18 protein-coding genes and 2 tRNA genes are annotated in these 21,675 nt (G+C 70.4%); 3 read left to right on the forward strand and 17 right to left on the reverse strand.

All coding sequences use genetic code 11. The features are described 5' to 3' along the window. Window positions 1-131 precede the first annotated feature (131 nt). The 10 genes from LZ198_RS06565 to LZ198_RS06610 form a co-directional block, all read right to left on the reverse strand. Entirely contained in the window at window positions 132-2,357 is a 2,226-nt protein-coding gene (locus LZ198_RS06565; protein ID WP_253971016.1) for a glycosyltransferase, read from the reverse strand. Next, the gene (locus LZ198_RS06570; RefSeq protein ID WP_256559293.1) at window positions 2,354-4,336 is read right to left on the reverse strand and encodes a methyltransferase; all 1,983 of its coding nucleotides are present in this window, start codon (window positions 4,334-4,336) and stop codon (window positions 2,354-2,356) included. Before LZ198_RS06570 ends, LZ198_RS06565 begins: the two co-directional genes overlap by 4 nt. A gap of 15 nt (window positions 4,337-4,351) precedes the next feature. Further along, the gene (locus tag LZ198_RS06575) at window positions 4,352-8,173 is read right to left on the reverse strand and encodes a rhamnosyltransferase WsaF family glycosyltransferase (protein WP_323382060.1); all 3,822 of its coding nucleotides are present in this window, start codon (window positions 8,171-8,173) and stop codon (window positions 4,352-4,354) included. Between the two features lie 77 nt (window positions 8,174-8,250). Further along, a complete protein-coding gene (locus LZ198_RS06580) occupies window positions 8,251-9,543 on the reverse strand; it encodes an ABC transporter ATP-binding protein (RefSeq protein WP_253971018.1) in 1,293 nt (430 codons plus the stop codon). A 9-nt stretch (window positions 9,544-9,552) separates the two neighbouring features. Then, complete coding sequence (locus tag LZ198_RS06585) at window positions 9,553-10,335, reverse strand: ABC transporter permease (protein ID WP_253971019.1); 783 nt, start codon at window positions 10,333-10,335, stop codon at window positions 9,553-9,555. A 561-nt stretch (window positions 10,336-10,896) separates the two neighbouring features. Next, window positions 10,897-10,971 (reverse strand) — tRNA-Gly (locus LZ198_RS06590). A 28-nt stretch (window positions 10,972-10,999) separates the two neighbouring features. Then, window positions 11,000-11,074 (reverse strand) — tRNA-Gly (locus LZ198_RS06595). 90 nt (window positions 11,075-11,164) lie between these two features. Further along, window positions 11,165-11,854: a CDP-diacylglycerol--glycerol-3-phosphate 3-phosphatidyltransferase gene (pgsA, locus tag LZ198_RS06600; protein ID WP_253971020.1), complete on the reverse strand. Its 690-nt coding sequence runs from the start codon at window positions 11,852-11,854 to the stop codon at window positions 11,165-11,167. Window positions 11,855-11,866: 12 nt separating this feature from the next. Further along, window positions 11,867-13,363 carry a tetratricopeptide repeat protein gene (locus LZ198_RS06605; protein WP_253971021.1) on the reverse strand — a complete coding sequence of 499 codons (1,497 nt, stop codon included), beginning with the start codon at window positions 13,361-13,363 and terminating at the stop codon, window positions 11,867-11,869. Further along, window positions 13,320-14,006 carry a lytic transglycosylase domain-containing protein gene (locus LZ198_RS06610; protein ID WP_253971022.1) on the reverse strand — a complete coding sequence of 229 codons (687 nt, stop codon included), beginning with the start codon at window positions 14,004-14,006 and terminating at the stop codon, window positions 13,320-13,322. Before LZ198_RS06610 ends, LZ198_RS06605 begins: the two co-directional genes overlap by 44 nt. Before the next feature lie 87 nt (window positions 14,007-14,093). Here LZ198_RS06610 and nadB point away from each other — a divergent pair, with 87 nt between their 5' ends. From nadB to LZ198_RS06625, 3 genes are read left to right on the forward strand one after another with little or no spacing between them, the layout of a single operon-like run. Next, entirely contained in the window at window positions 14,094-15,683 is a 1,590-nt protein-coding gene (nadB, locus tag LZ198_RS06615) for an L-aspartate oxidase (RefSeq protein WP_253971023.1), read from the forward strand. Window positions 15,684-15,688: 5 nt separating this feature from the next. After that, window positions 15,689-16,420: a rhomboid family intramembrane serine protease gene (locus LZ198_RS06620; RefSeq protein WP_253971024.1), complete on the forward strand. Its 732-nt coding sequence runs from the start codon at window positions 15,689-15,691 to the stop codon at window positions 16,418-16,420. Between the two features lies 1 nt (window position 16,421). Continuing rightward, window positions 16,422-17,015, forward strand: a complete 594-nt coding sequence (locus LZ198_RS06625; RefSeq protein WP_253971025.1) for an LOG family protein — start codon at window positions 16,422-16,424, stop codon at window positions 17,013-17,015. 22 nt (window positions 17,016-17,037) lie between these two features. Here LZ198_RS06625 and LZ198_RS06630 read toward each other — a convergent pair whose 3' ends face one another. From LZ198_RS06630 to LZ198_RS06660, 7 genes are all read right to left on the reverse strand, one after another. After that, window positions 17,038-17,667, reverse strand: a complete 630-nt coding sequence (locus LZ198_RS06630; RefSeq protein ID WP_253971026.1) for a hypothetical protein — start codon at window positions 17,665-17,667, stop codon at window positions 17,038-17,040. Next, window positions 17,664-18,233: an orotate phosphoribosyltransferase gene (gene pyrE, locus LZ198_RS06635; protein WP_253971027.1), complete on the reverse strand. Its 570-nt coding sequence runs from the start codon at window positions 18,231-18,233 to the stop codon at window positions 17,664-17,666. The genes LZ198_RS06630 and pyrE overlap by 4 nt, the downstream gene beginning before the upstream one ends. Further along, the gene (locus LZ198_RS43160) at window positions 18,234-19,262 is read right to left on the reverse strand and encodes a ParB/RepB/Spo0J family partition protein (protein WP_267145457.1); all 1,029 of its coding nucleotides are present in this window, start codon (window positions 19,260-19,262) and stop codon (window positions 18,234-18,236) included. A gap of 100 nt (window positions 19,263-19,362) precedes the next feature. Next, entirely contained in the window at window positions 19,363-20,058 is a 696-nt protein-coding gene (bacP, locus tag LZ198_RS06645) for a bactofilin BacP (RefSeq protein ID WP_253971028.1), read from the reverse strand. Window positions 20,059-20,061: 3 nt separating this feature from the next. Next, on the reverse strand, window positions 20,062-20,385 hold the full coding sequence (locus LZ198_RS06650) for a bactofilin family protein (protein WP_002636698.1): 324 nt from the start codon (window positions 20,383-20,385) through the stop codon (window positions 20,062-20,064). Between the two features lie 52 nt (window positions 20,386-20,437). Continuing rightward, window positions 20,438-20,779, reverse strand: a complete 342-nt coding sequence (gene bacN / locus LZ198_RS06655; RefSeq protein ID WP_046714731.1) for a bactofilin BacN — start codon at window positions 20,777-20,779, stop codon at window positions 20,438-20,440. A gap of 55 nt (window positions 20,780-20,834) precedes the next feature. Further along, window positions 20,835-21,674 (reverse strand): alpha/beta hydrolase, encoded by an 840-nt coding sequence (locus LZ198_RS06660; RefSeq protein ID WP_253971029.1) that lies wholly within the window; start codon window positions 21,672-21,674, stop codon window positions 20,835-20,837. Between the last annotated feature and the right edge of the window lies 1 nt (window position 21,675).

Here is a 21,675-nt window from a genome sequence, read left to right on the forward strand (position 1 = left end):
GGGGTCCAGCAGCTCGGAGGGAACGAGGGGACTCGCCCCCCAAGCCCCGCACTGCTGTGGACCCGCCACGAGCTGGGAGCATCCCGCATCGACTCCGGGCATCCCCGCCCCCGAGCCGACGCGGGCCCGCCCTACCGGATGGACGAGGCGATCGTCCGGACGCGCTTGTTCAGGGCATCCGCCAGCACATAGCGCGTGGGCCGGCTTCCATCCGTTCCCGCCGTCAACCCCGACGCGGCGTACTTGAGCGCCTTGTGGAGCAACGGCAGCCGCTTGAGCGAGACGTTCACCCGGTCCATGACGCCATGGAGCCGATGCACCACCTCCACCTTCACCTCGGGCGCCGGCGGCGGGGCCTCGGGTGCGACGGCGAGGAGCAGGAACGGATCCAACTGGATGCCCGCCGGCAGCGGGTGCTTGAGGTTCCGGTGGAGCTGATTGAGCAGCTCCAGGTGCCGGCGCGGGTTGACGCCCGAAATCATCGAACCGCCTCGGCGGCGGTAGTGGAAGTGGATGGCGTTGGTGACCAGGAAGCGGTGCCCGGCATGCGTGAGGCGCAGGTAGAGGTCCCAGTCCTCGTAGCTGCGCAGCCGCTCGTCGTAGCGCGTGTGCTCGAACAGCGAACGGCGCATCAGCGAGGTGGCGGAGGAGAGACGGTTGGCCACCATCCCGAGGGAGGGGCAATCCCCCAGGAACATGGCGTAGTCGCAGAAGCGCCGCTCCGCCAACGCCTCGTCGGAGTCGAAGTAACCCGTGGCGGGCACCACCACGTCGTACTCCCGGTGGCGCTCCAGCGCCTCCACCGCGAGCTGGATGAAGCGCGGACCGATGCAGTCGTCCGCGTCCAGCGGAAGGACGTACTCGCCGCGAGCCGCGTCGAGGGCGATGTTGCGCGACGCGGGCAAGCCACGGTTGACCGGGTTGCGGATCAGCCGGAGGTTCGACCCACCGTCCTCGGAGGCGACCGCGATGCGCTCCATCATCGCGTGGTCGAACGGGTCCGTGGAGGCGTCATCCACGAGGATGATCTCCACCTCGGGATAGGTGCTCTCCGCGATGCTCTCCAGCGCCTCGGGGAGGTAGCGCGCCAGGTTGAAGTTGGTGATGAGCACGCTGACGAGCGGCGTCCGCGCGGTCGTCGCGCGCGCGCGCCGGGCACGCGGGTCCGGCGTCTCCCAGTACGGGACATCCGCCGTCCACTCCACGGGGCGGAGGTCCGGGGACTTCCAGGCGCGCGCGATGGCCTCCGCCAGGCCGTTCACCGAGCCATCGAAGGTGTAGCAGTTCACGCCGTCCACGAACGGGCTGCCCGGCGCGAAGGCCACGCACTCGCCGTTGAGCACCAGGGGCGCGCCCACCGACGACGCCTCGTAGGCCGCCAGGTTGACGGATTCGTAGTCCGACGGGATGACCACGATGCCCCGGCGCATCAGGGCCTCGCGGTCCTTGCTGGGGCCGGTGAAGACGAAGCGCGGACGCAGGTCCGCCGGAACGAGCGACTTCACCCAGTCCAGGTGCTCACCGGGCACCATGACGCAATCGAGCACCGCCCGCCCGGTGTACTCCGGGTGGTTGCGCATGAACGTCGCGGCGCCTCGGACGAACAGGTCGGCGCGCTTGAAGCGCTGCACCTTGGAGACGAAGAGCAGGTCCGGCACTTCCCACTCGCGAGACCGGAGGCTCGCGTCGGTCCGCAGCGCGACCGGCGGGAACTGGCAGGTCACCTTCTGCTTCCACTGCTCCGGGAAGCGATAGAAGGCGTGGTTGAAGTCCGCCACCCGCGGCAGGTGCGCGATGACGCGGTCCGCGTCGAGGAGCGCCTTGCGCTCGAGCTCCGACTGACCGTGATTGTCCTTGGTGAGGAGCTGACGCTCCATCTGGGCGATGATGCCGAAGGTCGAGTGCAGCCGGACCACGACCTCCGTGTTCGCGAACGCCCCCCCGAGCAGCTTCTCCTGCAGCGTGCAGAAGGCCCACCCCAGGTAGTCGGGAAACTCGATGACGTCGAAATGGAGGCCCGAGGCCTCGAGCCGCCGGAGCTGGAGCATCAGCTCCAGCGACGTCGCGTGCTGGAACGTGTCCGTGAAGGCCCCTGGGGGCGGGTAGACGCCGCCCTCGTCGAAGCGCAGGTCCCAGGTGCCTCGGGACTGGGCGACATGGGCGCGCACCCCACCGCCGAAGTGCGCCTCGATCGCGGAGGGCACCACCGCCACGGTGGAGGGGAAGAGCAGGTGCAGCTCGACGGAGCTCTCCCGCCGCAACGAGTCCATGACGAAGTTGTGGACGAGCCGACCGATTCCCCCCTGGGTGAACGGATAGAGCTCGTCCGTGACGAGACACACACGACGAGGACTCATGACTGGACGAACTCCTCGAGCACCCGGAACGCCTCCTGAGTCAACACACGCTCGTAGTCCATCATCATCCCGGTCAGCTCGGCCGGAGACCGCTCCCGCAGCTCCAACACCTGGTCGATGGCATCCCTCACGCGCTCCACCGAATCCACGTGAACCATCTGGGTGAGCTTCTGGTACGGATGCGCATCCAACGCCCCCAACGCGAGCGGACCGTGCAGACACGGCACGCGGAGCACGAGCCCCTCCAGCGCCGTCATGGGCTGGCACTCGGACAACGAGGCGTTGAGCACGATGTCGCAACGGCGGACCAGATCGAACATCGTCGCGCGGTCGGGGCGCGGCACGCTGACGACGCGCTTGGGTCCGCGCAGGGCCTCCGGCATCAGATACGTCGCCGTGACATGGAGGGTGTCGAGGCGCGACGAGGCATGCCCGGCGAATAGGTTCGTGTAGAAGTTCTTCCGCCAGTCGTTGGGGATGGGGATGAAGGCCTCGCGCGTGGGCCGCGACGGCGGCCGGCCGCGCTCGGCCTCGGACATCCGCGGGGGTACGTTGAGCACCGTCTTCGGGAAGACCTCCTCCGCGAGCAGGTGCATCCCGGGCTTCACGGTCGCCACGGCGTTGAGGATGCCTCGCCGTTGCAACTCCACGAGCTGGCCGAAGTAGTCGATCTCGATGGGGTTCGGGAACTGCGCCGTCGAGCCGTGCCAGAGCGCGAGCAGCCGAATCGAGGAGCCGAGCGCCTTGCGCAGGGCCTCCACGACCTGGTGCGCCGTGGGCGAGAAGGCATGGACGATGACGGTGTGACACAGGCTCTTCTCGACGTAGGCCAGCGCGGCGAGGAGGTCGTGTCGCTCCAGCGTCCGCTCCGAGGGGATGGCCATCTTCCGCCCCGGGAAGTAGCCCGCCGCCGCGCGGATGCCGTGCCAGTCCTGGTGGAACAGGTGGAGCACGCCGTTGAACCGCGCGGACTCGTGCGCCCAGCGCGTGTCGAGCGCCGCGTCGGTCACCACGGCGGGCAGGGCCTTCGACGGCGTGGACAGAGGCTTCACCTCGGGCGGCGACATGCGCGGCGCCCGGAAGCGCGCGAGGTCATCCGACAAGGAGCGCAGCCGCTGACGCCGGGCGAGACGCTCCGCCTCCGTGCTCAGTTGCTGGGACAGCTCTGCGATGCGCGCATCCTCCGGGCGGGAGAGCTGCTCGCTGGCCTTCTCCGACCAGTCCAGGAGCCGGAGGAACGCGCTCTCGTGGAGCGTCTGGAGCCCGAGCGGCTGGGACTCGCTCCGCGCGTCCTCCAGGTTCCCGACCTGGAAGTAGCGGCGCCCTCCCTCCGCGTTTCGCTTGAGGAGGTACAGGTCCTGTCCACTCACGGGCTCCGAGGCGTGATGCAGGTCCCAGCCTTCCGGCAGCAGGCTCGCGAAGGGATGCAGCCACCGCCCCGGGCGCGACGAGAAGTCCCAGAGGCTCACGGGAACGAGCGGGTTCTCCAGGAGGATGAGCGACCCACCGGGACGCACCAGGTCCCCGAGCTCCTCCATCAAGCCGGTGATACGCCCGCTCGGGGTGTAGCCGAGCGCGGAGACGGAGAAGACGCAGTCGAAGGAGCGTCCCGCCAGGACCTTGCGAGGCGAGTCTCCGTGGAAGATTCGCTCGGCGACGGGGGACACGGAGGGCGGCGGCTCCTGCCGCAGCGGCTCCGTCATCGACACCGAGACGTCGTACCCGTGGTAGCGGACGCCCGGCAGCGCGGCGACCGGGCCGGCGAGCCGACCGAAACCACAACCGAACTCCAGGACGTCGAGCGTCGCATCACCGCGACGCTGTTCAGCCTTCAGCAGAGTGGCGAGCACGCGCGTCTGGCGACCATGCAGCGCCGTCCCTGGACCTTCTGATGCGAGCGTCACCTCGCGATAGTCAGAACCGCGGGTCGACTTCCAGAACTGAAGACTGTCCTCTGTGCTGTCGAGTTCCTTGTACATACGCCCGTCAGAACCTCACTCCAGGATGGACCGCAGCCTTCCAGCGTCCGCCGCGAGCAGGTGGTCCATCATCCGGTCCACCTGCTGTTCCCAGCTCGTACGGCGCACCCGCTCGGCGGCGCGAGCCCCCAAGCTAGCACAAAGCCCTACGTCCAACACCGCCCTGCGCAAGGAGGCCAACACGGAGGATGGAGAAGGTGCTGTCAGCAGACAATTCGCGCCGTCTTCGAGCAGCCAGTGGTTCGCTGGATTGTCATTGGTCACCACCGTCACCCCACACGCCATCATCTCCAGCGGCAGATACGACGGATGCTTCGTGAACATGAAGCACAGACCGACGTCGCATTCACGATACAGCGCGGCGGTGCGCTCGGCGGGCAACACTCCCAGGTTCGTCACCAGCCCGCGCACACCATAGGACTCCGGATTCCACTCCGCGCCCGCGGTGACGATCTCGACCGCGGGCCCCAGCTCGCGCTTCAGTCGCGTCAGCGCGGCGAGCCCCAGCTCGAAGCCGTTGCGCTCGTTGCCCGGGCGTCCGTAGAAGAAGACGCGCACGGGGCCCTTGCGCGCGGGGCGCCGGTCATGGAAGAGCGCGCCGTCCACTGCGGGCTCGAAGGCGAAGCCATCCATGCCGTGCAGGGCCTTCACCGTGTCGCGCAGGCCCGGCGTGTTGAAGATGCCCTGGAAGCCCAGGTGATACGTCTGCTCCGCGAGCGCGGACTGCGTGCCGGCCGCGAAGAACATCGGCTCGTAGTCCTGGACGAAGTAGGCGCGAACCCCCGCGCGGGGATGGCGCAGCACCTGGTACGCGGAGGTCCAGTAGGTGGCGATGGCCAGGTCGCAGGCCGGCAGCTCCGCCAGCGACGCGGCGCCGGACAGGACGCGGAAGGCCCCCACCGCGCCGGGGAACACCGGCGCCACGCGCGCCTCGAAGTCCCCGGGGCTGGCGCCGGGCTTGTCGTAGACGACGAAGTCGCTGCGCACGCCGTGACGCCGCTGCATCAGGTCCGCGAAGCGGAACAGCGTGTGGATGCCCGCGTAGACGTGGCCGAAGGCGGGGATGAACCACGTCGCCGTCTCCACCTTCCCCCGACTGCGCAGCGAGGCCAGCGCCGCCGGCGCGCCCTCGCGCGAGGCCTTCGCCTCCTCCGGCGTGGAGTCCAGGGCGTCCAGGTGGTCGATCAGGTGGCGCTGGGTGCGCGCCCGGTCCTCCAGCGACGCGTCGCGCGCGCTGGGCACGTCGTGCGTCAGCGTGCGCAGGGCCAGCGTCTCCCCCGTCTCCTCGTGTCGCCGCAGCGAGCAGTCCGTGCCCAGCAGCGAGAGGTTGGGGTTGAAGAAGGGGTCGCCCCGGGGCCCCAGCCAGGGCCGGTACGCGACGTAGGACCACCAGTAGTCGGACTCCGGGACGGCGTCCGCGCGCCGGCTGGCCGACTCGTGGTGGATGAGGCGCGCGTGCGGCGTGTACACCACCCGCAGGCCCTGCTGGTTCAGCCGCAGGCCGATGTCCACGTCGCTGCCGCACACCTGGAAGCGCTCGTCGAAGCCCTTCGCCGCCTCGAACACCGAGCGGCGGAAGATGACGCACGCGCTGGTGACGGACAGCCAGTTGCGCGTCCACCCCGTGTGTCCGAAGGGCGTGGAGATGGGACCATCCGGCAGGCGCCAGAACGGGTGGCCCGCCATGCCGGTGATGCCCACGACCGCGCCCGCGTGCTGCACCGTCCCCTCGGGGAAGAGCAGCTTGCACCCCACCGCGCCCACCTCCGGGCGCTGCGCCTGGGAGACCAGCTCCTCCAGCCACCCTGGGTCCACGACCTCCATGTCGTTGTTGAGGAAGAGCAGCAGCTCCCCGGTGGCCTGCCGCGCCGCCCAGTTGTTGATGGCCGGGTAGTTGAACGGGAAGTCCCACGTCAGCTTCACCAGCCGGGGGTCCGTCAACCGCTCCAGCAGCGCGAAGGTCTCCGGCTTCGTGCTGTTGTTGGAGACGAGCAGCACCTCGAAGTTCGGATACGTGGTGCGCGACAGCAGGCCCGGGATGAGCAGCTCCAGCAGATCCGGCCGGTCCTTGAACGGGACGATGATGGACACCTTGGGTGTCCCTCGCACCGGGTAGCGCACGCGGTACTGCGTGGGCGCGGGGCTCGTCACCTCCGCCGTCTCGCCCAGGCGGGCCAGGTGCTCACGCAGCGCGCGCACGCCCGCGTCCGTCGCCTTCGCGAGCCCCGCCGCCTGGCTGGAGAACGACGCCGGGTTGGCGCGCCAGTGGTACAGCAGCTTCGGCACGTGGCCGATGCCGCGCGTGGCCTCGCTCAGCCGCAGCATCAGGTCGTAGTCCTGGGAGCCGTCGAAGCCCTCGCGCACGCCGCCCACTTCCGTCAGCAGCGCCCTGCGCGCGACGAGGAAGTGACAGACGTAGTTCACCGAGCGCAGCAGGTCCGGCGACCAGTCCGGCTTGAAGAAGGGCGCGGCGCGGCGCCCCTCCGCGTCCAGCCGGTCCTCGTCGCTGTAGACGACGTCGAGCGAGGGCTCCGCCGCCACCGCGAGCGCCCACTCCGCCAGCGCGTGCGGCGCCAGCGTGTCGTCATGGTCCAGGAAGCCCACCCATTCCCCGCGGGCCACGGCGAGGCCGGCGTTGGTCGCCTTCGCGATGCCCCCGTTGCGCTCGAGCGTCACCACCCGGATGCGGGAGTCCCGCGAGGCCGCCTCACGCAGCATCCCCGCCACGTGCGGCGCCGTGCTGGCGTCGTCCACCAGCACCCATTCCCAGTCGGAGTAGAGCTGGGCCGCCACCGACTCGGCGCAGGCGCGGAAGAAGGGCTCGGGCGTGTCGTAGACGGGCGTGACGAGCGACACGAGCGGACGCGATGCCAGCGCCGCCACCGCCTCGCGCGCGGCCTGGATGTCCCCCGCCTCGCGCGCGGCGCACCAGCCCTCGTAGTCCCCCAGCTCCGGCGGCCGGGGCGGCGGCGTGCGCGTCCCCAGCACGCCCGCGAGCGCCAGCACGGCCTGCTCGTTGAAGCGCGTCTGACGGCGCAGCAGCTCCGTCCACAAGGGGCCTCCAGCACGCAGCGCCCGCGGCAGCACCTCCGGCCGCAGCGGGTCGTTGCGCTCGCACAGCTCCGCCACCCACTTCGCGCCCGTCGCCTCGTCGGGGGGGCGTGGGGCGGCCGCGGCGACGAGGGCCTCCACCAGGGTCCGGTTCCATGCCGCCTGGCCTCGCAAGAGGCCCTCCAGCACGGGCCCCACCGCGGACAGGTAGGAGCGCTTGGCCGCCTCCACCACGGAGCCCAGGGCCCCACCCCGGTGCGAACGGGCGACCCGCCACCGCGTGGGGTCCGCCTTCGGCTCCAACTGCGCGCGAACCCAGGCGGACACGTCCTCGCGCAGGCCCAGGGCGCGGTGCACGCCCAGGTACTCCAGCACGCGCACCACGGCCTTGTTGAAGTCCGCCTGCGGGCGCAGGGACTCGACGTGGAACGGGTGCAGCCCGTCGATGAAGGCGCGCTTGGTGGCCGTCACCACCTTGCCCACGTGGTCGCGCCGGTGGGACTCCGGCACCGCGAACTCGTGCGGCACCGCCAGCCGCGCGGCCTCCTGCAGCGGCGACAGCGCATGCGCGCCGTCCGGGGCCGCCTGATGGAGCCGCGTGGTGAGCAGCCGCAGCGCGGCCTCCAGGGCCGTCACCTCCGCGCACCTCTCCGGGAGGCAGGGGCGCCGCTCGTCCAACAAGGCGCGCACCACGGCCACCATCGCCGCCAGCTCCCCGGCCCCTGGCGCGGCATCCGGCGCCCCCACGTCGGACGCGAGCTTCTCCAGCATTGTCTTCACCGCCATGACCCCCTCTCTCGTTCGCGCCCGGGCCCCGGGGAGCACACGCCCCCCGGCCCATGACGACGCGCCCGCCCGGAAATTCAGGGATGCGAGTTGCCCACCAGCGCTGGCGCCACCGGCACCGGCACCGACTCCACCACCCAGTGGTGGACGGGGCGGAACACCCCGCGCTCCGCCACCGAGGAGTTCACCACGAAGGGACACCGCTCCGTGGACTCGCCGCCGCGCGTGCGCGCCGTCACCTGGAGCACGTAGCTGCCCGCCAACAACCCCAGGCGCTCCAACACGAGCCGCATCCGGCCGGACGCGGGGAGCTCGTCCGGAAGGGCCACCGACTCCACGCGGGTGCTCGTCTCGTAGAGCGTCTTGCCGTCCGCCGCCTGGAGGGCGACCTCGAACTCCACGTCCTCGCAGCGCCCCTGGGCGGAGAAGTCCGCGCGAACCTCCACCGCCGTCTCCGGCGACAGGTGCGGGCACTCCCCTCCCGCGGTGTCCGTCAGGCGAAGGCCGCTGATGCGCACCGGCGCCTCCCCACCCACGCCGAACACCTCCGGCAGCGCGCCGCCCCCTTCCGTCAGCGCCGGGGGCGTGAAGGCCACGTCCTGCGCCTCCGCCAACGCGATGGCCTGCTTGTACTCGGTGACCACGTCCGACGGACGGCCCACCCGGCGGATGTAGCCTCCGTCGATCCACGCGGCCAGGTCACACCACTGCTCCACGGTGTTCAGGTCGTGCGTCACCAGGACGATGGTCTTCCCCTGGCGCTTGAACTCCTTCATCTTCGCCAGGCTCTTCTTGCTGAAGTGCTCGTCGCCCACGGCGAGGATTTCGTCGACGATGAGGATGTCCGGGTCCACGTGCGTGGCCACCGCGAACGCCAGGCGCATGTACATGCCGCTGGAGTAGGTGCGCACCGGCTCGTCGATGAACTCCCCCAGCTCGCTGAAGGCGATGATCTCATCCATCCGCGCGCGGACCTCCGCGCGGGACATGCCCAGGATGATGCCGTTGATGAGGATGTTCTCGCGGCCGGAGAAGTCCGGGTGGAAGCCCGCGCCCAGGTCCAGCAGCGCGGAGATGCGCCCGTTGATCTCCATCACCCCGGAGGTGGGCGCGTAGATGCCGGTGATGAGCTTGAGCAGGGTGCTCTTGCCCGAACCGTTGCGGCCGATGATGGCGACCGTCTTGCCCCGGGGGATGTTGAGGTTGATGCCGCGCAGGGCGGTGATGAGCCCCGCCTCCCGGGGCTTGCGCTCGCCCCGCAGCCAGCGGAGCAGCTCGGACTTGAAGGTCGTGTACTCGCCTCGGATGGTGCGCTTCCGAAAGCTCTTCACGACGTCGCGCAAGACAATGGCGTCGATGGATTCCTGCATGGCGACCGCTCAGATGGACTCCGCGAACTCCTCGCGGCGGGATTCGAAGATCGTCGAGGCGCCCCACAGGAGCACCAGGGAGAACACGGCCAGCCCCGCCAGCGGTCCGGCGTCCGGCAACCGGTGCTCGTAGAAGATGGCCTGGTAGGAGACGAGCAGGCTCGACATGGGGTTGAGCGTCAGCACCGCCAGGCGCATGCGCTCATCCTGGATGGTGGACGTCTGGTAGAGCACCGGCGTGGTGAAGAACCACAGCGTCAGCACGTTGTTGACGATGTGCTGCAGGTCCCGGAACGCCACGTTGATGGCGGCCAGGATGTAGACGATGGCCAGCGTGAAGACGAGCTGGATGGCCACCACCAACGGGAAGGCGATGACGTGCCAGGTGGGGAGCTGCCCGTAGAAGGCCCCCAGCACCAGCATCAGCGGCAGCGACAGCATGTAGTTGCAGAGGTTCGTCACCACCACCGTGGTGGGCAGCACCTGCGCGGGGAAGCGCACCTTGGTCATCAGGTCGCGGCGGTCGCTGATGGCGCTGGCGCCCGCGCTCAGCGACGAGGAGAACCAGATCCACGGCAGCAGGCCCACGAACATGAAGTAGGCGTAGTTGGGGGTGTTCTGCCGCATCACCACGGTGAACAACAGCGCGTACACCAGCATGTGCAGCGTGGGGTTCAGGAACGTCCAGAGGAACCCGAGGAACGAGCCGCGATAGCGCGCCTTCAGCTCCCGCTGGACGAGGCTGAGGAGCAAGCCCCGGTACTGGTACAGTTCACGGACGAGGCGGATCATGAGGGGGCCCTTCATATAGCAGGGCCAAGGAAGGATGCGAGGTAGACGGGGAACACGAGGCGTCTCGTCACTGCATCCGCCGGGCCGTCCGTCTCCAGGGCAGGCCCCCGCCTCCACGTCGCGCGTCGTTCGCCAGCCGCGCCGTGTCGCCGTCGAGTGGACACGTCGGCGGCGAGGGCATCCGAGTGTCCGCGCCCCACGTCTCCTCCCTCCCCACCGGGCAGGCCCGCGACGCGCGGCCCCCCACGCGCATGCCGGACGCGTGTGTCCGCGACGCCTCAGATTTCCACCAGCGCGGCGGTGACCCACCACGACGGAAGGCGTCATCCGACCCAATCGGACGGTGACGCGCCGAGCAGACCATGCGCGTCGACGTCGCGTGAGGTGGAACACGCGCCCGCGCTTCTTGAACCCGGGAGGTCGTGTCGAAGGGACCCGACCTGGACGTCGGGAACACGTCCCCGCAGCGGCTCGCGAGCGACATGCGGGCCAGCGCGCGAGGCCCCTGAAACGCCAACGGCCGGAATCCCACGAGGAGATTCCGGCCGTCGAACGTCTTGATGGAGCGGGAAAAGGGATTTGAACCCTCGACCCTCGCCTTGGCAAGGCGATGCTCTACCGCTGAGCTATTCCCGCATGTGCACCAGCGACTGCTGACTTTTCTTGGAGCGGGAAAAGGGATTTGAACCCTCGACCCTCGCCTTGGCAAGGCGATGCTCTACCGCTGAGCTATTCCCGCAGAATCCGGCAGTCGCTAGACTCCGTCGGCTCCGCTGTGTGGGCGGCGCGTCCGAAGTGAGGTGCGGTATATAGAGCCGTGCCGGACACGTCAAACACTTTTCGCGACCGGTGCCTCGTCTCCTCGCTTCGCGAGCATGGCGAGAAACGCCCGGAAATAGACGACGGCGCTCCAGACGGAGAAGCCGCCGGACAGGTACACGAGCACCTTGCCCACCAGGTTGTAGTCGACCGGCGTGCTGAACGAGCCGAGCTCCAGTGGGTGCACGTAGTGAACACAGAGTGAAATGATGCCGACGAGTTGGAGGGAGGTCTTCCACTTCCCCTCCTGCCCCGCGGCGATGACCATGCCCTCGCTGGCGGCGATGGTGCGCAGGCCGCTGACGATGAACTCGCGCGCGAGCAGGACGATGACCACCCACGCCGCGATACGTCCCAGCCGCACCATCATCACCAGCGCCGCCATGGCGATGAGCTTGTCGGCCAGCGGGTCCATGAACTTGCCGACCACGGTGATGAGGTTCCACTTGCGCGCCAGGTAGCCGTCCACCACGTCGGTGATGGAGGCGAGCGCGAAGACGAGCCCGGCGAACAGGGAGCTGCGCGGGTCGGCGTCGTACATCAGCCAGACGAAGGGGGGGATGAGGAGGATGCGCCCCAACGTGAGCATGTTGGGCAGGTTCCAGAACTCCTGCACCAGCACGCTCGGCTTGCGCTCCGCGCGGCGGCGCGCACGCTCCTCCCGCTTGCGCTGCTTCCGGGTCGCTCGGTCCGTGGCCATGGCGCGCTCCTTCTAGCGGAGGCCGAGGGCGATGAGGGCAAAACCTTCGCCGCCCAGCTCCACGGCCGCCCGGAGCGCCTCCCCGCTGGGTGACTTGAGCAGGGGCACCACCCGGGGCGTGAGGTTGCCCTGCCAGCCCACCAGGTGCGTCAAGGGCACCGTCACCGCCTCCTCCGGGCGCACCGCCACGGAGCGCAGCGGCCCCGGCAGGCTGAGCAACACCCGCCCCTGGCCGCGCAGGTGGACCAGGTCCAGGTCCGGCGCGATGTCCGACGGCACCCGGCCATTCTCGAACATCACCGGCTCCTCGAAGGCGAAGAGGTACTCGTCGCGGAAGTACGCCGAGTCCTCACCGAGGTCGACCGCGAGCAGCGTGCGCCGCTCGGCGGGCTCCAGGTGCAGCACGCCCTTGCCGCGCGCGCGGACCATGCGCGAGCCCCCGTCCCCGAACGGCTTGTCCGTGGCCCGGCCGCGAAAGCGCTTCATCTCCGGTTGGAAGGCGAGCTGGCCCTGGATGGCCACCAGCCCGTCGAGCCGCGTGAGCACCTCTCCCTCCACCGCGATGGAGAACGAGCCGCGCCCCAGCACGAAGGGGCCTCCGGCGCCCGCCCCCTCCAGCGCCAGCGACGGCGCCAGCTCCCCCAACACCGGCGTGGTGGACTCCGTCCCCGCGGCGCGGCGCGGCGCGGGCTCGCTGTCCGCGGGGGCCACCGCGGGCGCGGCGACCCGGGTCAACTGCAGCTTCGTCAGGGGGACCGCGGACTTCTCGACGACCGCCGGCACCGGGGCCGGAGGTGGTGGCGAGGCGGGCTCTTCCGGCGGGGCGGCGGGGACCGGCGTCACCTCGCCGTCGGTGAGGGCGCTGGGGCCCTCGTCCTCGGCGAACCGGATGTCCTCCTCCTCCGGCTCCGGAGGCGGCGCGGGCGGAGGGACCACGGAGGCCTCCTCGCGCGTGGCCGGCGCGGGGCGGGCGGCGGCGGCGGCCGGTGGTGGCACCGGAGCGGGCGTGCCGCGGGCGTAGTTCTCCCCCGCGATGGCTCGCGACATCTTGTCCGCCATGGCGTCGCTGCCGGCGAGCAGGAAGTGCTCGCGCGCGCGCCCGTACTCGCCCATCTGCGCCAGCGCGAGGCCCAGGTAGTTCTGGGCCTTCTGGTGCTCGGGCGCCAGGTCGGTGGCGGTCTCGAACTCGCGCACGGCGCGCTGCAGGGCGTTCGTCTTCAGGTAGACGAGCCCCAGGTTGACCCGGAGCGTCGGGTCCACCGGGTTGTCGCGCACGAGCATCTCGTAGAGCTCGGCGGCGCGGTCGAAGCTGCCGAGCTTGAAGTAGCACAGGCCCAACAGGTTCTGGGCCTTCTCGTTCCGGGGCTGGAGCTGATGGGCGCGCTCCAGGAACTCCTTCGCTTCGAGGGTCTTGTTGGCGGCCAGCAGCTCCCCGCCCCGGTGGATCTGCTGGAGGAACTCGTCGTCAGCGGGGCTCGTCTCCGCCCGCCCCTTCGCGCGCGTCGTCATTCTGGGATGTGGACTCGCGGGGTCCGCCCTCGGCGGGCCGCTCGCGCTCCTTGTAGTGGTAGTAGAGCTGGAGCACCTTGCGCACGTACCCCTGCGTCTCCTCGTAGGGGGGAACGTTGCCGCCGTAGCGCTTCACCGCGTCCGGGCCTGCGTTGTACGCGGCGATCATCTTCACCATGTCGCCGTCGAACATGTTGGCGAGCACCCGCAGGTAGCGCACGCCGCCCTCGATGTTGTCCCGCTCGTCGAAGATGTCCTTCACGTACATGTCCGACGCCGTGGCCGGCATGAGCTGCATCAACCCGCTGGCGCCCTTGTGGCTCAGGGCGTTCGAATTGAAGTTGCTCTCCGCGTGCATGATGGCGCGCACCAGCGCGGTGGGGATGCGGTAGCGCAGCGCCGCGGCCGCGATGTGGGGGTCGAGCTCCGGCGGCGTCCGGGAACGCCCCACCACCGGGGCGCTCTTGGCCGGCGCCTGGGCGAACCCGCCCTTCATCTTCGTGGCGCGCTTGCCCCCCGTGGGCGGGACGTTCGTGTAGACGATGGTCCCGTCCTTCTCGACGTACCGGAAGACGGCGTCCGCCGCCCCCGCCCACGGCGGGAACAGCAGCACGGCGAGGAGGAGCGCGGGAATGGCACGCATATCGGCGCACCAACCTTATTCAAGGGGCGGAAAGTCCTCAAGAAATCGCCTTGTTTCCAGCACTTACACCCATTAAGCCTGTTGGCCATGCCCCATCGGTTCGACTTTCTCGTCCTGGGAGGCGGCGTGGCGGGCCTCTCGTTCGCCCTCCAAGCAGCCAGGCATGGCACCGTGGCCGTGCTGACCAAGCGGGAGCGCAGCGAGAGCAACACCGCTTATGCCCAGGGCGGTATCGCCAGCGTGCTCGCCCCCACCGACTCGTTCGATGCGCACATCGAGGACACCCTCGTGGCGGGCGCGGGCCTGTGCCACCGGGACGCGGTGGAGGTGACGGTGCGCGAGGGACCGGGGCGCATCCGGGAGCTGGTGCAACTGGGCGCGGAGTTCGACCGGCACACCTCCGGTGAGTTCGACCTGACGCGCGAGGGCGGCCACTCCGCGCGCCGCATCATCCACGCGCACGACCTCACCGGCCGCGAGGTGCAGCGCGCGCTGCTCGCCAAGTGCGACGAGACGCCGAACATCACCTTCTTCCCGAACACCGCCGCCATCGACCTCATCCTGGACCGGCACGTGCCGCGGCCGGGCGCCGGCCGATGCCTGGGGGTGTACGCGCTCCTGGAGAACGGGAGCATCGAGCGGTTCCTCGGTCGGGTGACGGTGCTGGCCACCGGCGGCGCGGGCAAGGTGTACCTGTACACGTCCAACCCGGACGTGGCCACCGGTGACGGCGTGGCCATGGCGTACCGCGCGGGCGCCCAGGTGGCGAACATGGAGTTCTACCAGTTCCACCCCACCTGCCTGTACCACCCGGAGGCCAAGAGCTTCCTCATCAGCGAGGCGCTGCGCGGCGAGGGCGGCAAGCTGCGGCTCAAGGGCGGCCAGACGTTCATGGAGCGCTACCACCCGCTGGGCGCGCTCGCCCCGCGCGACGTGGTGGCGCGCGCCATCGACGCGGAGATGAAGCGCACCGGCGACGAGTGCGTGTACCTGGACATGACGCACATGGGCCGGGCGTTCCTCGCCGAGCGCTTCCCCAACATCTACGCCACCTGCAAGGCCTTCAACATCGACATCGCCGTGCAGCCCATCCCCGTGGTGCCCGCGGCCCACTACCAGTGCGGCGGCGTGGTGACGGACCTCCACGGGCGCACCAACGTGCCGGGGCTGTACGCCATCGGCGAGGTCACCTGCACGGGCCTGCACGGCGCCAACCGGCTCGCGTCCAACTCGCTGCTGGAGGGGCTCGTCTTCGGGCACCGCGCGGTGAAGACGGCGGTGGAGGAGCTGGCGTCGCTGCCCACGCCCCGCGAGGACCCGCCGGAGTGGGACCCGGGCAGCGCGGTGGAGTCCGACGAGAGCGTCGTGGTCAGCCACAACTGGGATGAGATCCGCCGGCTCATGTGGAACTACGTGGGCATCGTCCGCACGGACAAGCGGCTGATGCGCGCCCGGCGCCGGCTGCAGCTCCTGCGCGAGGAGATCCGCGACTACTACTGGCGCTTCAAGGTCACCCGCGACGTCATCGAGCTGCGCAACATCGCGGACGTGGCGATGCTCATCGTCGACTGCGCGGCGCGCCGCAAGGAGAGCCGCGGGCTGCACTACACGCTCGACTACCCCCACGTGGACGACCTCCACGGGCCCCGCGACACCGTCCTCTCGCGAGAGGTGTGAACGCCATGTCCTCCGGACCTCGCCACATCCTCGACGACCCGCGCGGACGGCCTGGCCCGGAGGGCCCTGGTGGTGGGCCCCCCTTCGCCCCGCCACCCGCCGTCCGCCCCGCCCTGCCCCGCCCGTGGGTCAGCTACGCCATCATCGGCCTGTCGGTGGCCATGTTCGTGCTCGAGGAGGCGCGCGTGCTGCCGTCCTTCGGCTCACGGAGCCTGCCGCTGCTGGCGCTGTATGGCCCCGCGGTCCAGGCGGGCCAATACTGGCGCCTCCTGGGTGCGGCGGTGGAGCACGGCGGCATCCTCCACCTGGTCTTCAACATGTCCGTGGTGGTGACGCTGGGCTTCACGCTGGAGCGCGGCATCGGCAGCCTGCGCTTCCTGGGGCTGTCGCTCGTCACCGCGCTGGGCGCGTCCGCGTTCTCGCTGCTGTTCAACTTCGACACGCCCATGGTGGGGGCCTCGGGCATGATTCTCGGCTGGGCCGGGGCCATGCTCTCCATCGCCACGAGACAGGGCCGGCGGGAGCTGGGCATCTGGCTGGTCCAGGTGGCCGTGCTCAGCCTCCTGCCCTTCGTGAGCTGGTCGGGGCACCTGGGGGGCTTCCTCTTCGGCCTGCCGTGCGGACTCGCCCTGCGCATGGGCCGGCTCGTGTACGCCCGGGCCCTGCCCATCATCCTCTTCCTCACGGCGCTCGTGGCCCTCTACGCGGCCCACCCCGAGAAGCGCGGAGCCTTCTGACATGAGCGTGCGCAGCGTCTGCGTGTTCTGCGGCTCCCGGTCCGGAACCCACCCGGAGTACACGGAGGCGGCCCGGCTCGTGGGCACGGAGCTGGCGCGCCACGGGCTGACGCTCGTCTACGGCGGCGCCAGCGTGGGCCTCATGGGCACGGTGGCGAGCGCCACGCTGGCCGCGGGAGGCCGCGTGGTGGGTGTGCTGCCGGACTTCATGGGCGCGCGGGAGATTGCCCACCTGGGCCTCACCGAGTTCATCCGCGTGAAGTCCATGCACGAGCGCAAGGCCCTCATGGCCGAGCGCTCGGACGCGTTCATCGCGCTGCCCGGCGGCTTCGGCACGCTGGACGAGTTGTTCGAGATCATCACCTGGGCGCAGTTGGGCCTGCACCGCAAGCCCATGGGGCTGCTCGACACGCTCGGCTTCTACCAGCCGCTGGTGGCCATGGCCCGGCACCTCGCGGGAGAGGGCTTCGTCCCCGCCGAGCAGGCCCTCCCCTTCGCGGTGAGCGACTCGCCCGCGGCGCTGGTGGAGCGCCTGCTCCAGGGCCCCACGCTCGCGGCGACGGAGAAGTGGCTGAAGCGCCCCGAGCAGACCTGAGACGCGGACGCGGGCCGGGCCGCTACTCCGCGGCCACCGTGAGCTGCGCCTGTCCCAGCGACGACGCCAGGCGGAACGTCACGTGCCCCGTGCCCGGCGGAATCACGGGCTCGCCGTTGGCCATCGTCGTGGGGAACTGCACCTCGTAGCCCACCCAGAACACGCTCGTGTACGGGTAGTAGGCGCGCATCTCCAGGTCGGCGCGGCCCAGGCGGCGGATGCGGGTGGGCGTCACCTCGCCCGACGGCGTCACCAGCGCCATGCGCCAGATGGAGCGCTTGAAGTCGAAGTCGAGGTACCGGTAGTCGTTGACGTGCACGCCCAGGAAGAACTCGTGGACCTGGGACGCCTCCGCGCGCTCCTCCGCGAGCAGCTGCTCCGTCTTGGCCGTGGGCAGCATCTGGAAGACGGCCTGGCGCTTCACCCGCGCCTCGCGGAACTTCAGCGTCTGCAGCGTCACGCCCGCGAAGAGGCGGGTGTCGAAGCCGTCGTAGATCTGGTCCTGGCCGGAGTAGCGCGCGAGGAGCAACCGGTAGGCCTGCTCCGCGCGCTCGTCCGGGAGCGTCGGGGCCTGCTCGCCGACGGCCGGGGGCGTGGTGGAACAACCGGACAGCACGCCCACCAGCGCCCCGGCGACGAGAAGCTTCTTCACGGAATGAAGTCCTTGCGGGTGAACAACGTGGTGAGCCGGTGGCCCGCGGCCTCCACCGCCTCACGTCCCCCCTCGAGCCGGTCCACCAGCGCGAAGGCGCCCAGCACCGTCAGCCCCTCGGCCTGGGCCCGCTCGATGGCCTTGAGCGTGGAGCCCCCCGTGGTGACGACGTCCTCGACGATGGCCACCTTCGCGCCCGCGCCCAGGCCGCTGAGCCCTTCGATCCACTGGCCGGTGCCGTGGCCCTTGGGCTCCTTGCGGACGATGAAGGCCGCCAGCGGGTGGCTGGACAGGTAGCCCGTGAGGCTCACCGCCGACGCCAGCGGATCCGCGCCCAGCGTCAGGCCGCCCACGCCCACCGCCTCCGGGGCCTCCCGGCGGATGGCGTCCAGGAACAGCCGGCCGATGAGGAAGTGCCCCTCGGCCAGCAGCGCCGTGCGCTTGCAGTCGATGTAGAAGTCCGACTCCTTGCCGGACGAGAGGACGACGCGGCGGCGCTCGAAGGAGCGCTGGGTGAGCAGCTCCAGGAGCCGCGCGCGATCACGCACCAGGGCATCCGCGAACACCTAGAGTCCCTCCAGATAGGCCACCAGCTCGGACGAGTAGCGCAGCTGCATGAGCAGCTCCGCGCGCCTCGACTCGTCCAGCGACGCGAAGACGTCCGCGAGCAGCGACAGGTCCTGGTTGATGGCGCCCAACCGCTGGGAGACGTCCGCGGCCAGCTCGTCCGCGTCGATCTCCTCCTCCACGCCCTCGGGCGCCAGCGACTCCTCGGTGGCGAGCGCCTTCTCCAGCATGTCCGCCACGGCGGCGCTCAGGCGCCCCTGGGCCTCCAGCTGGTCGCGCTTGGCCTCCAGCACCTCCGGCTCCACCGGCGTGGCGTGGATGGCCTCCGCCAGCGACATGAGGAGCGCGTCCTCGTCCGACAGGTCCGTGTGGACACGCGCCTGCACCGCGTCGCGCTTGAGGAAGCGCAGCGCCGCCACGCGCCGGAAGCCGCACACCAACTGGAAGCGCTCACCGCCCAGGGGACGCACGTCCACCGGGAACAACTGCCCCAGCCGGGCGATGTCCGTGGCCAGGCCCGACACGTCGCCCTCCGGGCGCAGCCGGAACGAGGCCTCGTCCTCGAGCCGCTCCAACGGCATCAACACCGTCACCACGCGGCCGGCGAGGCGCTCCTCGGGCGCGACCAGCGGCTCGAACTCCTCCGAGTCCTCGTCCTCGCTCGCACCCGCTGCGTCCTCGACGTCGCTCGGGGCCTCGGCCGACGCCTCGACGTCGCCCGACGCCTCGACGTCGCTCGCCGCGTCGGGCTCCCGTGCCGCCGGCTCCGCCGACGTGGCGGGGGGCTCGGCGGCGGCGCCCTCGGGGGACACCGCGCCGCTCACGCCCTCCACTCCGTTCTGCTGCGTCTGGGACGCGGCGGGCTCCCCGTCGCGCGGGACGACCTGGGAGGACGACGCCTCCTCACCCGCGCGGGGCTCCTCGGGCCGGGCCTCGGCACCCACCCCACCTTCGGGCACGGCTTCGCCGCCACGCGCCGAGACCTGCTCGGACGTCGACGACGAGCCCCCGTCCGGAGATCCCGGCATCCCTTCCTGTCCGTCAACCCTGTGCTCGGCGTCCATGGTGGCACCCCTGGTCTACCCACTTCCCGCGCGACCGGAGGTCCGGCGGCGCGGGAGGCGGGCTCTAGCGGGTCTTCTTCTTCACCACGACCTTCTTCTTCGCGCCAGCACCCACCGCGAAGGGCGTTGGCGGCTCGGCAGAGGCCGTCTGCTCCACGACCGGCGCCGGAGCGGCCGGGCGCGGCTCCGCCCGCGGAGGCGGGGGGGGCGGCAGGGGCTTGCTCTGGGGTGGACGCGCGACGGGCGGGGGCGGCGGCGTGGGACGCGCCACCACCGTGGCCTGCGTGGGCCGGGACGGCGCCACCGGCGGCCGAGGAGGCGTGGTCGACGGGCGGGCGGCGGGGGTCGTGGGACGCGCCACGGTGGTCGGACGCGCCACCACGGGGCGCTCCGCCGGCAGCCGGCCGGGCTCCACGTCGCCCATGTCCACGCGGCCGCGGAAGCTGGCGCCGTCCACGATGATGACGCGGGGGGCGTGGATGTCGCCCACCATGCGGCCCTCGCGGGTCAGCTCCACGCTCTCGGTGGCGTTGATGTTGCCCACCACCACGCCGCTGACGATGGCGTTCTTCACCGCCACGTTCGCCTTCACCACGCCCGAGGGCTCGACGATGAGGGTGCGGCTGAGCGTCAGCTCGCCCTCGACGCGGCCCCGGACCGTGAGGTCCTCGTCACCGGTCAACTTGCCGCTGATGAGGATGGAGGGCCCCACCACGGTGTTGTTGACGGCGTCTGCGCTCAACTCCTTGGGGGTGGCCACGAATCAGCGCTCCTTCATGTCCATGTCGACGTTGCCCTTGAAGGAGGCACCGTCGGCGATGAGGATGCGCGGGGCCTTGATGTCGCCCACCACGCGGCAGTCCGTCTTCAGCTCGACCTTGTCGCTGGCGACGATGTTGCCCGTCACGCGACCGGCGATCTCCACGTTCTGCGTCTCGATGTCCGCCTCGACGACGCCGCTGCCCTCCACGTAGAGGCTCTCCTTGAGGGAGATCTTCCCCTTCACGGTGCCCTGGATGACCAGATCCTCGTCCCCGGAGATCTCCCCGTCGATGACGATGCTCGAACCAATGACCGTATTCGCCATGAGTGTTGTCCGCCCCTCTCGAAAGGTGTGTGCCGTACGCGCGGCGTGAGCTTCAGATGTCGTCCGGCAACCGCACGTCCATCTCGATGGAGCCGTTGAACACGGCCCCATCCTCGATGACGACGCGAGGCGCCTTGATGTCGCCGGCCACCTTGGCCGAAGCGTTGATGGCCACCCGGGTGGAGGCGTCGATGTTCCCGCTCGCCTCGCCGTTGATGGTCAACTCCTCGGCCCGGATGTCCGCCTGCACCTTGCCGGTGCTCTCGATGGTGAGGTGGTTCTTCAGGGCGATCTGCCCCTCCACCCGCCCTTCGATGACCAGGTCCCCACCTCCGGTGAGGTTGCCCTTGATGACGATGCCCTTGCCGATGATGCCCGTTTCACCCGTTGCCATGCGGTGACCTCACCCAGAGCCCGCTCCCACCGAGGAGCCGAGCGCCTTGATTATGTCAGAGATGCGCGGAGATCCAGCCGGAGATATCCCGGAACACTTCCGCGCGCCCCACCTCGTTGAGGGGTTCGTGCTTCATCCCCGGGTACTCCAGGAACTTCTTGTCCGTCGAGCCCGCCGCCTCGAAGAAGGTCTTCGCCGCCGCCGGGGCCGCCACACCATCCGCGGCGCCACACAGCACGAACAGCGGGACTCGAATCTTCGGCGCCAGCGGCATCACCTCCGCCTGGGCCTTCGTGGATTCGATGAACCAGCGAGGCGTGGCGATGGACAGGTAGAGCGGGTCCTCGCGGGTGAGGCGCTGGACCTCCACGTCCGTGGTCAGGTCCTCCACCTTGAGGCCGGAGGCGATGCCCAGCCAGGGGACCAGCTTCCCCACGGCGCGCGCGGCCATCACCTTCACCGCCGGCGGAGAGATGGCCAGCTTGAAGTACGGCGCGGACAGCACCAACCCGGTCAGTCCCTCCACGGCGCGGGCCCCCGCCCAGTGGGCCGCCATCAGTCCGCCGTGGCTGTGCCCCAGCGCGAAGGTCTTCTTGTCGCCCGCGGCCGCGCGCACGCGCTCCCAGAACACCTCCAGGTCGTCCACGTAGGACGGCCACGTCTCGCAGTAGGCCCGGCGCCCCTCGGCGCGCCCGTGGCCCCGGTAGTCGAAGCCGTGCACGGCGAAGCCGTCCGCCAGCAGCGCGGACTCGACGTAGCGGTAGCGGCCGAAGTGGTCGCCGTAGCCATGGATGATCGCGACGTGCGCGCGCGGCTCGGAGTCCGGAAGACTGCTCCTCCAGAAGAGCCGCGTCCCGTCCCTGCTGGTGAAGTAGCCCTCGTCATGACGCGCCATA

The sequence above is a fragment of the Myxococcus dinghuensis genome, from assembly GCF_024198235.1.
In the GTDB taxonomy this organism is placed as follows: Bacteria; Myxococcota; Myxococcia; order Myxococcales; family Myxococcaceae; genus Myxococcus; species Myxococcus dinghuensis.